This is a genomic window from Limosilactobacillus reuteri subsp. porcinus (assembly GCF_036621895.1).
In the GTDB taxonomy this organism is placed as follows: Bacteria; Bacillota; Bacilli; order Lactobacillales; family Lactobacillaceae; genus Limosilactobacillus; species Limosilactobacillus reuteri_J.
The window spans coordinates 16987-29958 of record NZ_LN887317.1 but is presented as its reverse complement, the minus strand read 5'-3'; the positions used below and the strand labels follow the sequence as shown (position 1 = coordinate 29958).

12 protein-coding genes are annotated in these 12972 nt (G+C 36.6%); 7 read left to right on the top strand and 5 right to left on the bottom strand.

The window, feature by feature from the left end; genetic code table 11:
• Positions 1–280 precede the first annotated feature (280 nt).
• On the top strand, positions 281–1150 hold the full coding sequence (locus tag AACL61_RS00940; RefSeq protein ID WP_003672063.1) for a helix-turn-helix domain-containing protein: 870 nt from the start codon (positions 281–283) through the stop codon (positions 1148–1150).
• Between the two features lie 296 nt (positions 1151–1446).
• On the opposite strand, the gene AACL61_RS00935 is transcribed toward AACL61_RS00940, so the two are convergent.
• Entirely contained in the window at positions 1447–2097 is a 651-nt protein-coding gene (locus tag AACL61_RS00935; RefSeq protein ID WP_003672065.1) for a hypothetical protein, read from the bottom strand.
• 131 nt (positions 2098–2228) lie between these two features.
• Between AACL61_RS00935 and AACL61_RS00930 the strand changes: the two genes are divergently transcribed.
• From AACL61_RS00930 to AACL61_RS00910, 5 genes are all read left to right on the top strand, one after another.
• The gene (locus AACL61_RS00930) at positions 2229–2804 is read left to right on the top strand and encodes a recombinase family protein (RefSeq protein WP_271901223.1); all 576 of its coding nucleotides are present in this window, start codon (positions 2229–2231) and stop codon (positions 2802–2804) included.
• Positions 2805–3439: 635 nt separating this feature from the next.
• A complete protein-coding gene (locus AACL61_RS00925) occupies positions 3440–4087 on the top strand; it encodes a recombinase family protein (protein WP_339110849.1) in 648 nt (215 codons plus the stop codon).
• Positions 4077–4580 (top strand): hypothetical protein, encoded by a 504-nt coding sequence (locus tag AACL61_RS00920; protein WP_339110848.1) that lies wholly within the window; start codon positions 4077–4079, stop codon positions 4578–4580. Before AACL61_RS00925 ends, AACL61_RS00920 begins: the two co-directional genes overlap by 11 nt.
• A gap of 200 nt (positions 4581–4780) precedes the next feature.
• Positions 4781–5032 carry a DUF5388 domain-containing protein gene (locus AACL61_RS00915; protein ID WP_283578315.1) on the top strand — a complete coding sequence of 84 codons (252 nt, stop codon included), beginning with the start codon at positions 4781–4783 and terminating at the stop codon, positions 5030–5032.
• On the top strand, positions 5013–5237 hold the full coding sequence (locus AACL61_RS00910; protein WP_283578314.1) for a hypothetical protein: 225 nt from the start codon (positions 5013–5015) through the stop codon (positions 5235–5237). The genes AACL61_RS00915 and AACL61_RS00910 overlap by 20 nt, the downstream gene beginning before the upstream one ends.
• Before the next feature lie 148 nt (positions 5238–5385).
• Here the strand turns inward: AACL61_RS00910 and AACL61_RS00905 are convergent, their stop codons facing one another.
• Entirely contained in the window at positions 5386–8295 is a 2910-nt protein-coding gene (locus AACL61_RS00905) for an SEC10/PgrA surface exclusion domain-containing protein (RefSeq protein WP_339110847.1), read from the bottom strand.
• Positions 8296–8629: 334 nt separating this feature from the next.
• On the opposite strand from AACL61_RS00905, the gene AACL61_RS00900 reads away from it, so the two are divergent.
• Positions 8630–8995: a helix-turn-helix domain-containing protein gene (locus tag AACL61_RS00900; protein ID WP_339110846.1), complete on the top strand. Its 366-nt coding sequence runs from the start codon at positions 8630–8632 to the stop codon at positions 8993–8995.
• Positions 8996–9375: 380 nt separating this feature from the next.
• On the opposite strand, the gene lysS is transcribed toward AACL61_RS00900, so the two are convergent.
• The 3 genes from lysS to hslO all read right to left on the bottom strand — a co-directional run bounded on the left by lysS (position 9376) and on the right by hslO (position 12952).
• Positions 9376–10902: a lysine--tRNA ligase gene (gene lysS / locus AACL61_RS00895; RefSeq protein ID WP_339110845.1), complete on the bottom strand. Its 1527-nt coding sequence runs from the start codon at positions 10900–10902 to the stop codon at positions 9376–9378.
• A gap of 20 nt (positions 10903–10922) precedes the next feature.
• Positions 10923–11924 carry a tRNA dihydrouridine synthase DusB gene (gene dusB, locus AACL61_RS00890; RefSeq protein ID WP_003671232.1) on the bottom strand — a complete coding sequence of 334 codons (1002 nt, stop codon included), beginning with the start codon at positions 11922–11924 and terminating at the stop codon, positions 10923–10925.
• A gap of 107 nt (positions 11925–12031) precedes the next feature.
• Positions 12032–12952 (bottom strand): Hsp33 family molecular chaperone HslO, encoded by a 921-nt coding sequence (gene hslO, locus AACL61_RS00885; protein ID WP_102815999.1) that lies wholly within the window; start codon positions 12950–12952, stop codon positions 12032–12034.
• Positions 12953–12972: the final 20 nt, after the last annotated feature.

Sequence of the window (12972 nt, the reverse complement as noted above, 5' to 3'; positions counted from 1 at the left end):
ATAGGTCATTTGTGATTGCCTTTCTTTTGATTAGGGATACTCAAAAGTCTATCACAAATGGCTTTTTATTTTTTCTAACTTAATTTTACAAACGGCGTTATTAAAAATTTTTCTAAAGTAATATCTTTCGTAATGTTATTTAATAAATTATATACAAACTAAGGGAATGGTTCTTATACTCAAAATTAATACCTAAACTTATACCTAAATAGAAACCCCAAACTAAAAAGTGGTATCATAACTTACAAGATAAAAATCCTTACTTTTAGGAGAAAATAGAATGAAATTTAATGAATACAACAATCCAGCTAATCCAGATCAGCCGCGAGGCTTTATATATAAGCAATGGAAAGACTATAAGAAAAAAATAGGTAGATACTGTTTAATCCCTAACGAGATTATTCAATATCTACCTTTACTCAATGGTCCTGAACTGAACCTTTATATGTTTTATGCAATTAATGCAGACAATACATTTGGCAATTCTTTCTATAGCATCGAAACTATTGCTCAAGAGCTTAATGTTAGTGCCAAAACTATAAACAACTGGAATAATAAGTTAATAGATTTAGGCCTAATTACGCGAGTACAACCGATCGAACATAAATCTGCAGAAGCGCAATTATTGCCTCTTACTAGCTTTATTGCTCGTCCAAGTAGTAGTAATTTAGAGCGTACAAGAAATCAACTTGAAAAAGCCAATTATAAAATCACCGATGACTTACACTTAGTCATCTTTCATAAAAATAATAAGCTAACTCCCTTAAAGTTTACTATTTACTATCGCGATGGTCCTTCAACAGTGAAAGATAATCAAATAAAAAGAGGAAATTCAAAGCTCTCAAATCGTAATACTGATTCTAAAAACGAAGGTCCAAAATGGCTAATTGCTGCGCTCCAGGAACCTAATTATGAGCTAAGTGAAACTGATAAAAATATTATTAATAAAGGGAATATCCCCTGGAAAAATCACGAAAGCGGTCAAGTAGCATGGATTGACCATAAAAATTACTTTACACTTTTAATTAAAAACTATGTTGAAAACGAAAATGATGATGCTAAATTATTAGACACTCTATGTAGTTTTGCAACTAAAAATGACATTCTTAAATTTAGAAAGAATTATCGTCATTGCAAGATCAGAGTGTAGAAATTACTTCGTCCTATAATAAAAAAAGTGCACTGGCTACCGCCAATGCACAAGTTAGTCTAAGGAGCTGATACCCTTGAGGATGTACTCTGCAGCACTTAGCTGGTCGTGTATTGCCGCACACCAGAACAAGAGCGCTACTGTTAAGCTATCAGCCTAATTGTTGAACATAATATATTCTTCATTACGGTTGTATTATAGCATGGTTTAGCGAACTTGACGACCGTCTGGCTTTTTGAGCTGGGCGGTTTTTATGTACCTTAGTTTAAATTGGCAAGCGACCTTAGAATATTTACTTAGCTAATACATTTCTTTTGATATAATCCTCTTTCAATTACGGTTAAGTCTACATAGCCTGATACAAACATTCCATTATTAACCAAATATTTGATGAAAATTGTTACATACTTAATAATGCCTTTAAAGATTAAAGTTAGTTTATATACCCATTTTTGAAATACGAAGAGCAGAAACATTAACAAAAATAATAATTCTATAATCGCAACGTAACTGGTTAAGGTATGTAATGAAAATAATTGTCGTATATCATCTGCAAATGAATCAACAATAAGAAAAGATATAATCCACAATAACCATTTTATACATATTATTACTGAATTTATTCTTTTCTCTCTTTCTCTTTTAAGTTCTATTATTAATTTTTCAATATTATCCTCTTGAATATCATTTTGAAGCATATTAGTAAACGAATAGTTTCTGGCTCTAGCACCTATAAGCCATGCTATGATAGCTAACACTGCAAAAAACACTACTAACTCTAAATCTCCCTTCCGTGCAACATGATCAACCATTGCTGCAAATAAAAAGAATAAGGAACATAGCACAAAGCCAGGGCATAAATTATATTTGAAGAATACTCTCCCAGAAAATGTAAGATAATCTTTTGAATCCTTATTAATATACTTTTTCTTTAACTTAGACAACATTCTTATCTCCTCCTTATTTTTTATACAATCAATTACCCAATTACTTAAAAGTATCTGAATAAGACTTCCATTCCAATGATACCGGAGTTACTCTGTGTTCAACAAGTTTATTCAGAAAGGGATTGATTAAAATGACTGAATATGGATATGCCAGAGTGTCAACTAAAGGGCAAAGTCTTGATGATCAAATAAGCCAATTGAAAGAAGCAGGCATAAGTAATAGTAATATTTATTTTGAAAAGTTTACTGGTACGACTACTAATAGGCCCCAATTTGAGGAGCTAACAAGTAAAGTTAACAATGGTGACGTTATTACAGTAACCAAGCTCGATAGACTGGCTAGAAATACCAGAGAGGCATTAAACATCTTAGACCCATTAATGTCTAAAGGTGTCAAGTTCAATGTACTGAATATAGGAATGCTGGAAAACTCAACTATTGGTAGGCTTGTTAAAACCATCCTTCTTGCGGTTGCTGAGATGGAAAGAGATATGATTGTTGATCGTACACAGGAGGGTAAAAGATATGCAAGGCTACATAAAAAGGATTATCATGAGGGACGTCCAAAAAGGATGATTACTCCCCACTATCAAGCTGCATATGATTATCTTTTAGGACATACATACACAGATACTGCTAGAGCTTTTAATATTTCAGTCTCTACTCTTCAAAGGATTAAAAAACAGATTGAGAAAAGTGTTTCTTAGAAGTTATTGGGAGTACTACACATGAGTACAAGAATGTGTAGTACTCCTATTTTTATGAGGATGATCATGAGTGAGTATGGTGTCAAGTGTGTCAAGTTTCTTGGGTAAACTATATATATTATTACCTATCCATTATTTCACCTATTTTTACACTATTTTCTTTAAAAAATACTTATTTGAAAAAGTTAGGCTAAAAATCTGACACACATGACACTTTGTTCAAGAAACGTTGATATAACAGCATTTCAAGCAACAATTATTGTTGACACACTTTTCCCTTAATTTTATGTCAAAATCACTCTAATCCTTACTCTTAGTAAGTTTCAACTAAGTGTTAGCCTAAATGTCAATTTTCACCAATAAAGTGACACAATCAAGTGAACCAAGAATTTTGTTCAAAAAACAAGAAGCTAATGCCTAACACATATACCAGTTTTAATCAGAAATCTGACACATAAACTGACACATTGAATCACAGTAATAGTATCACCGCTGAGAGAATAATATGTATAGGAATCCTCAATTAGTATATTATTTTCCTACTCTACTCCTTCTATACTTATTCAATCCTATTTTAATTGATAAGTTTTTTATTTAGAACTTCATTAGTTTCACAAATAAGGAGTGATAATATTATGGCAACGTATGGATATGTTTCAGGCTTTTACAAAGATAACATTAGTAAGCAAGATGATTTTGAACACCAGGCAAAAATACTCTTAAATATGGGTATTCCCTATGATCATTGTTTTGCAGACGTGTTCAGGAATAAAAATAAGGAACGATACCAACTATTTAAACTCCTCAATACTATTGCACACGAAGGAGATATTTTAATAGTTCCTTCTCTAACCTCTCTCTATAGCAATGTTAGGGAACTGTGCTGTCTAATGTACATCGTAGAAGATACAGGTATTATCATACAATCAAGTGATATGGATCTTAGTGATGACAGTGATAGCAGTGATTGGATTCTTGCATCACAGCTTGCACACCTTGATTACGTCCATTATTTGCGCCAGAAACGTGCTTCTAAGGTTGTTAAAAAAGCTAAGTATCAATCAACATTGAATACTGGTGGGCGTCAAAAACGCGTTATCACGCCCATTTATCGTCAAGCATATGAATACTTAAGAACTCATACATATAGTGAAACACAATTGAAGTTTCATCTTTCAAAGTCCACGTTGTATCGTATTAAACGGCAAATCAACAATAAGAAGCAGCCTATTAATACGCCACAGAGTTATGATGCCAGTCGAGGTGATTTAGATGAGCAATAAACAAACATTAATATATTGGGTTGATCTTACAGGTCCAGCAGTTCTAGATGAAATAGTCAGGCTAACTATTATGGACACTAACGATAATGTGTTATTCAATCATATGTTTAACACTAAAATGGTTGACTGGTGGTATTCTGACTTAAATGGCATCAAGCCTGAGGAAACATATAATCAGCAACCATTTGAGGATTATAAGAAAGAAATCCAATCAATATTCAACAAAGCTAGCAGGCTAATTACCTTCAATTCATTCACTTTCTTTTTAGATAAACAAGGCGTAACAATACCAACTAATACTGCAGTCGAGGATTTAGCAGATCCCTTTAGAGTATTGGGGGATGCAAATGATACGATAGATAATCTATGCACTTACTATGGTTATGATTTACCTGTTGACATTCACAATAGAACAGGCATTGATTATGCAAAGGCTGTTAATTATTGCTGGAATAAAATGGAAAGCTATCGTAAAGCTCAAGGAAAAAAATAATTCTAGAAATTAGAATAATTGCAAAATAAGCTATGAACACCCAATAACGTTCATAGCTTATTTTTTGATTAAGGACTAAATTCCTGTAAGCAGATTCCAATAATATTTAGTAGTCTCTCCTCATTAATAATTTTCTTGGAATAAAAAAATTATTTCAAGAAAAATTTTTATTAGAACTTATCCATAAGGAGATGATTAATATGGCTAAACATAAAAACTATACTACTTCCGTTAGCCTAAGTAACGTTGCCCGTAACAGATTGATCGCATTAGCAAACATAGAAGAAATAACTCAAAAAGACTTATTGAATAAGCTTATTGACAAAGAAATAGCGCAATTAAGCTCAAAGGATAAAAGCAATTTTGCATTTATCCTTAAAGCAATCGAAATTAAAGATAATTTTAGAAATGATAAAAAGCGAGGTAATTACAATGACAAAGAAACACGGTAACATTGGAGTTAGTATGGATGTTCAGAATAAGATTAAAGCCTTGGCAAGGGTGTCAGACTACAAATTTATCCGCAGCTATATTGAAGACCTTATTGACAAACAAGTAAAGAACCTAAGCTCAGGGGAATATGAAGATTATCGCTCTTTCTTGAGACACATCGAACAGCAAGAGAAGCAAAATAAAGATAAGAAAAAGAATAAATAATAATTCAAAAGGATTACGTTAATTGCTACGTAATCCTTTTCTAAATAAAAAGCAATGGGATTTCTGTGAAAGAACACATAACCAGAAGTCCCATTGCTTTAATGATAGATATATATTATATCAAATCCAATACGTACTTATTATTCTATTAAAATTCTTTTTTGGTTTTAGCAGCTAAGCCAAGTCCAAACATACCAGCCAATACACCTAATGCAACAACTGCTTTACTGTTTTCGTTACCAGTTTGTGGCAATTGTGCTTGTTGTTGCTTGTATTGCTCACGAGTCATAGTAGCACTAGTATCATTTACTGATACTTGACTATTACTGCGTGAAGAAGAAGTTTCACTAGTAACATTACCATCATTAGCTTGGCTACCGTTGTTAACCTTGTTGCCAGGCTTGTGACCAGCCTGTCCACTAATGCTTGCATTACCATGATCTGGCTTAGCAGGCGTTGTTGGAGTAGTTGGTTGATCACCCTTGTTACCATCTGTTGGCTTAGATGGTGTTACAGGGGTATCAGTACCCTTGTTGCCATTGTCTGGTTTTACAGGCGTTGTTGGTGTAGTTGGCGTAGTAGGTTGAGAACTCTCATCACCCTTGGAAGGATTAGTTGGTTGAGCAGGTGTAGTTGGAGTTACTGGTGTATCAGTACCCTTGTTGCCTTCATCCTGACCAGGCTTAGCAGGCGTAGTTGGAGTTGTAGGTTGATCACCCTTATTGTCGTCCTTGCCAGTGTTAGGCTTAGATGGGTTAGTAGGTGTTGTAGGGTTAGTTGGCTTATCATCACCCTTTGATGGGTTAGTAGGCTTTTGACCATTCTTAATGTCAGCAATCTTTTGATTGTCCTTATCAAGTTGTGCTTGAGCATTACTAATAGTAGCCTTAGTAGCTTCAATTGCCTTGTTCAAGTCAGCAATCTTACCATTAATCTTGTCTAACTTAGCTTGGGCATCCTTAACTGCTTGGTTAGCACTTGCATTAGCATTGTCCTTAGCCGTTTGCAATGCAGCCTGCTTAGTAGCTAATACTTGATTCAATTGTGCTAAACCATCCTTAGCTTGTTGCAAGTTAGTATCAGCTTGAGTTTGCATATCTTCAGCATTCTTCAAGGCTTGGTTAGCTTTAGCTAATTTACTTTGTTCAGCAGTCAAGTCAGCATTTGCTTGTTTGAGCTTGTTGATAGCGTCCTGAACATGTCCATCACTGTTGATGTTGGCTAATTGACTGTTCTTCCAGTCATTGATAGTGTCCAAGGTGTTCTTTGCATTGTTGTATTCAGCTTGTTGGTTAGCGTTCAACTGGCTCAAGTCAAATTGAACATTAGCCTTTTGTGCTTGCAAGTTTTGAAGTTGAGTTTGCAAGTTGCTCAAGTGTGATTGTTGACTAGCCAAAGTGTTTTGCAAGTTGCTGATTTGGTTGTTCAAATCATTAATCTTAGCACTGTTATCAACAGTATGTGCGTCACCTGTGATTGGTCCCATTGCTTGGTATTGGGCAATGCGATCCATCATGTTTGGTGTACTGTCTGGGTTACTCAAGTCATAGTCAAAGGTTAATACGTAGTATTGACCATCGTCTGTAAGGTGCATACCAAAGGCAGCGTTAGCAGAAAGGGAACCAGTATCTTCGAGGAAGTTTTCACGGTGTCCCCAATCTGAACTTGCGTCTGCGTTAAGCATGTTAGAAATAGCAGCAATGGCGTTTGCATAAGCACCAACCATGTTTCCTGTACCACGCACTGGAATATAAGCTAAGTTTTCATATTGGTCTTGACCAAAAGCAGTGTTAATGTCATTTTGATTATGATCAAGAACTTGAGCGCTATGCTGACTAGCCCGTACTTGAGCTTGTTGGTACTTTTGTTCAGTCATAACAAATGGCTTAAGTCCACGTTGTTCACGTGTGTTATTCAAAACTTCCATTAGCAAAATAGATAATTCTTGCTTCTGTGCGTCAGTCATACCAGTTTGTGCATTAACACCATCAAAGTCTGTAGTAAAATAAGGGTCATAAACAGAGGAAGAAGTGTCTGCATCATGGTTAGGATTCATACTACTTTCATTGCCCTTGTCATCATCAGGGCTAACATAGAAGTTAGGGTCAAAAATGTTACCATTAGTATTTTCGTTTTGATCTGATACATTCCATAAGTTATTACGAGTAATGTTTTCAAGTAATGACTTGCTGTAATCAATTACACCATTAGGAACTGTCTTAACGTTAGGATCAGCTTGAGTATTCTGTTCTTGATTCTGTAAATCCTTTACTTGGTTTTGCAAGTCGCCAATCTTAGCATTAGTGTTATTAACATCGTTTTGTGCGTCTGTTACTTGACCACTAACGTTGTTAATTTGATTGTTAAGGTCTTGACTAGCTTGGTTCTTACCTTGATTTTCAAGGTTATTAATAGTGTTTTGAGCTTCTTCAGTCTTTTGACTAGCAGTTTGGTTAGTAGCGTCTGTAACAGCTTGCTTTGCTTGTTCTACTGCTTGACTAGCTTGGTTTACTGTTTGCTGTGCTTGGTCAACAGCTTGACTAGCTTGATTTACTGCGTCTGACTTTTGTTGTACGTTTTGTGCGTCATTATTGACAACAGTTTGTGCGTCATTAACAACTTGTTGTTGATTATTAACTTGTTGTTGTGCTTGGTCAACGGCTGCTTGAGCATCCTTAACTGCTGGATCATTTTGCGTAGCAGCTTGTTGTGCTTGCTTTGCTTGGTCCAGTTCTTGTTGAGCCTGTGATTGTTGACCTTGTGCTTCACTTAATTGGTTTTGTTGATCCTTTAATTGAGCATTAGCACTGTCAATCGTAGTTTGTTGCTTTTGGGCATCTGATTGAGCATTAGCAAGCTCTGGATCAGTTGCTTGGCTACCAGCTTGGATAGTTCCAGTGGCTTGTGCAGGAGTTACTTCATCAGCGTGAGCATTAGTAGTTCCTGTTACAGCAGCTCCACCTGCAAGCCCTACAGTCAACAAAGTGGCTACCATCCAAGTCTTGCCTGACTTGTAGAGCTTTTTATGTGACTTGATAATATTATTGTGTTCTTTCATAATTACTACTCTCCCCTGATTCATCTTCATTTGAAGGTGTTTTTTTAGTTTAAATAACTATTATTCGTTGATAATTCTACAATTTTCGTGCAACTGAAGTTGCATTGAACGTCGATATAAGGTATTCAACGTAACTTTTTCTTGAAACTATCAACCTAATACAGAAGTAATTATAACATTTTATATCTCGATGGGTATATAAAACATATCCTATTTGAGTTATATCTTATTTGAGATAGTTTCATCATCTCACTTGTGACTTATAATTAACCATTTGTTTCAATATTCTGAAATCAATAAGAAATTAAAGATATTGAAATGAGGGCCTTCACAGATGAACGAAATCGGAGTTAACATCAGTCGCAGGCGTCATAACCTTAATATGACTCAAGAGGAACTAGCAAATGCTACTGATCTCTCTACCAATTATGTATCAAGATTGGAACATGGTGAAGTTGAGTATATAAGAGCTGTGACGCTATATAAAATAGCAAAAGGGCTGAAAACAACAATGGAGAAATTAATTGATAGTAATGCTAATCAACAACATACCAGAGGATATTATCAGAGTACCCTCATCAATTTACTTGATCAGATTGACGAAGAGAAAGCAGAGGAAATTTCTAAAAGCGTCTTAGACTTAGTTAATTCAAATATCGTTATTCATAATTCTTCCGAAAAAAACAGTCAGAGCAAATAAATAACAGGTACTACACGTTTTACAATTATGTAGTACCTGTTATTTATTTCATATTGCTTTCTAAGCCTTTTTAAGAGAATTCGATCAATTTATCGTTTAATTCATTAAACACTCTAAATTAACCCTTACTTCAGTTTTCATGCTGTATTATGAACTACTGCAATGAATTCTTTTAATGCTTTATAAAATAAAAGGCTCCGATTCCCTAATGTAGAATCGAAGTCTTCTTTTTTTGCCAGCTTTTTTACTAATTCAGTTTATTTAAAAAATGGTGTATTTTTGGTGTACACACACCAAGATTACTAACTTTTTACAAGCTAGTAACTAAATTTGTCTAAATTCACAGTGTCGTCGAAAAGCCGTCATATCAGGCTTTTAGACTACTTTTTCTTATTCTTCTTCCCCTTCTTGCTATCCTTAGTTTCCTTTTCTGGACGCATTGTTGGGAAGAGAATAACATCCCGAATAGATTTAGCATCGGTAAGGAGCATTACAAGACGATCGATTCCAATACCAAGTCCCCCAGTAGGTGGCATTCCGTATTCGAGGGCTTGAACGTAATCTAAGTCGACTGGTTCAGCTTCATCATTACCATTAGCTTTTTCCTTTGCTTGCATTTCAAAACGTTCCTTCTGGTCAATTGGATCGTTTAATTCACTAAAGGCATTTGCCAATTCGCTACCATCAACATACAATTCGAAACGATCAGTCATCGCAGGATTATCAGCATTCCGCTTTGCTAATGGTGAAACTTCGACTGGAAATTCATAGACAAAAGTTGGTTGAATAAGTGTATCTTCAACGAACTCTTCAAAGAATGCATTCAAGATATGACCCTTTGTCCAGTAAGGCTTATACTCAACCTTGTGTTCATCGGCTAACTTCTTAGCATCTTCGTCCGTCATTGATTCATCGCTGAAGTCAATGCCAGTCTTTTCCTTAACGGCATCCACCATCGTAATCCGTTTAAATTTTCCTCCAAGGTCGATTTCATGTCCTTGGTAAGTAATCTTTCCATCATCTGAAACAACTTTAGCTGCTGCCTTAACTATTCCCTCTGTTTCATCCATAACATCTTGGAAGTCGAAGTAAGCAGCATAAGTTTCCATTGTAGTAAATTCAGGGTTATGGTGAGGATCCATCCCTTCATTCCGGAAAATCCGTCCCAATTCGTATACTCGTTCAAAGCCACCAACGATTAACCGCTTAAGGTACAATTCGGTAGCAATCCGCAAGTACATATCAATATCAAGTGCATTGTGGTGAGTGATAAATGGACGCGCATTAGCACCACCAGCTTGAGTGTTCAAAATTGGGGTTTCTACCTCTGTAAAGCCATTATCATCCATGTACTTCCGGACAGCCTTGATGATCGCTGTCCGTTGGTGGAAACGCTTGAAACTTTCTGGGTTAGAAATTAAATCAAGGTAGCGCTGACGATAGATAGTTTCAGGATCAGTAACCCCATCCCACTTATTAGGAAGCGGACGCAATGCTTTTGACAAGAAGGTAATTTTATGTGCACGAACAGTTAATTCACCTGTATCCGTCTTGATAACATCCCCTTCAATTCCAAGGAAGTCACCAATATCTGACCGCTTGAAAACATGGTAAGGCTCATCTCCGACCATATCCTTACGAGCGTAAACTTGAATCTTACCAGTCCGATCAACAAAGTCAGCAAAACCAGCCTTACCACTACTCCGCTTTCTTGTCATTCGACCCGCAATAATTACTTTGGCGCCCATCTCGTTTAATTCTTCTTTATCGTATTGATCAAACTTATCATGCAAGTCTTGGGCAAGATGGTCTCGTTTGAAGCGACGGCCAAACGGTTCAATCCCCGCTTCTTTTAACTCTTCCATTTTTTCACGCCGAACGCGCATTTGATCTAGTTCTTGTGACACTTAAGTTCTCCTCCTCGTAATTAAGCTTGCTGTCTTTTTGCAGCTCGTTCTGCAGTTTGTTCAGCAAAGCGGTCAAAAATATCGTTCATTTCATCAAGTGTTTCTGCCTCGACTAACGCTACCTTAGTCCGGGCAGCACGCGGAATACCCTTGATATAGTACGTAGATAACCCACGGAACTCACGAACTCCAACATATTCACCCTTTAAATCAACTAAACGATTAAGATGATCTTTGGCCATTTCAATCTTTTGTTCTGGGGTTGCTTCTGGGAGCAGCTCACCAGTCTCTAAGTAATGTTCAGTCCGCTTTAGCATCCATGGGTTACCCATTGCTGCCCGACCGATCATTGCGGCGGTTGCGCCAGTCATATCAAGAATCTTCTTAGCATCTTCTGGTGTCTTCACATCACCATTAGCCATGAACGGAATTTTCAATTGACTCGCTACTTCTTTTAGTATATTCCAATCTGCTTGTCCCGTATACATTTGTTTTCGAGTTCGACCATGCATCGCAATCGCGCTAGCTCCTGCACGTTCAGCTGCTAAAGCATTTTCAACAGCTAAAATATGCTTGTCGTCCCAACCAGTTCGCATCTTAACGGTAACTGGCTTCTTAACAGCATCAGTAACATATGACACCATTTCATAGACTTTATTAGGATCCAGTAACCACCGTGCACCCGCGTCAGTTTTTACAACCTTATTAACAGGACACCCCATATTTATATCAATCACGTCAGCTGCTGTATGTTGATCTACATACTTAGCAGCCTCAACTAATGTCTCTTTGGTTCCACCAAAAATTTGAATTCCCATTGGATGTTCTTCCGGGTCGACATCCATCATATTTAAAGTTCGTTGATTATGATACACAATGCCACGGTCTGAGATCATTTCACAGACAACGTAGCCAGCACCAAATCTTTTACAGATAACCCGAAAGGCGGAATTGGTTACTCCAGCCATTGGTGCAACAACAACTTGATTAGGAATTTCAACGTTACCGATCTTCCATTTCATTTTTTCACCTCATTACTGCTTAAGAAACTGTGCTGGCCATCCAGTTTCATTTTTAATTATCCGATAACTCAACTATCATAGCATATCAACACGCTTAGCACCAAAAATTACTTTTCATCTGTTGATTTTTTATCATCATTTGCAGTCATTTCCGCGTAGATCTTCTTTAATTCGTCTTCGCTAAATTCGTACTTCTTCCCGCAGAATTGGCAAACAGCTTCCGCATGGTGGTCTTCGTCAATCAATTTCTTCATATCATCTTTAGAAATACTTGCAAGGGCATGTGTAAAACGCTCCTTTGAGCAATCACATGCATAACGAACCGGCATCGTTTCAAGGATCTTTAAGTCATCACCAAAAATTTTCTTTAAAATATCTTCTGGCGTATCACCATCACGTAACATTTGTGATACCAATGGCAAGCTCTTCAATGTCTTTTCAAGCTTGCTGATTTCTTCATCGCTAGCACCAGGCATTACTTGAATCATGAAGCCACCAGCAACGTCAATATTTTCATCAGGGTTAACGAATACTGAAAGGCCAACTGCTGAAGGAATTTGTTCAGATTGAGCAAGGTAGTAAGTAAAGTCATCACCAAGTTCACCAGAAACTAAATTTACTTCGCCGGTATATGGTGTCTTGTCGCCAGGAGCCATCTTGGTTACAGAAAGAGTTCCTTGATTACCAATTGCCTTTGCGACATCGATCTTCCCCTTATCATTGGCTGGTAAAGAAACGTGTGGATTACCCATGTAGCCTTTTACGGTTCCTTCAGCAGTTCCATCCGCAATAATAAAGCCAACTGGACCATTTCCCTGAATCTTAACCGTCATTCCTGCTTCTCCTTGTAAACTAGAAGTAGCCAAGAGAATCGTTCCAATTAACGTTCGACCAAGGGCAGCCGAAGAAGCACTCCATGTATCATGAATTTCGTGTGCCTTTTGAACGACTTGGGTAGCATTTACAGCATAAGCCCGAAACTTTCCATCCTTAGTCATTGACTTTACTAAATAATCTGTTGTTTTCATTTTAAATTTCTCCTTAAAAT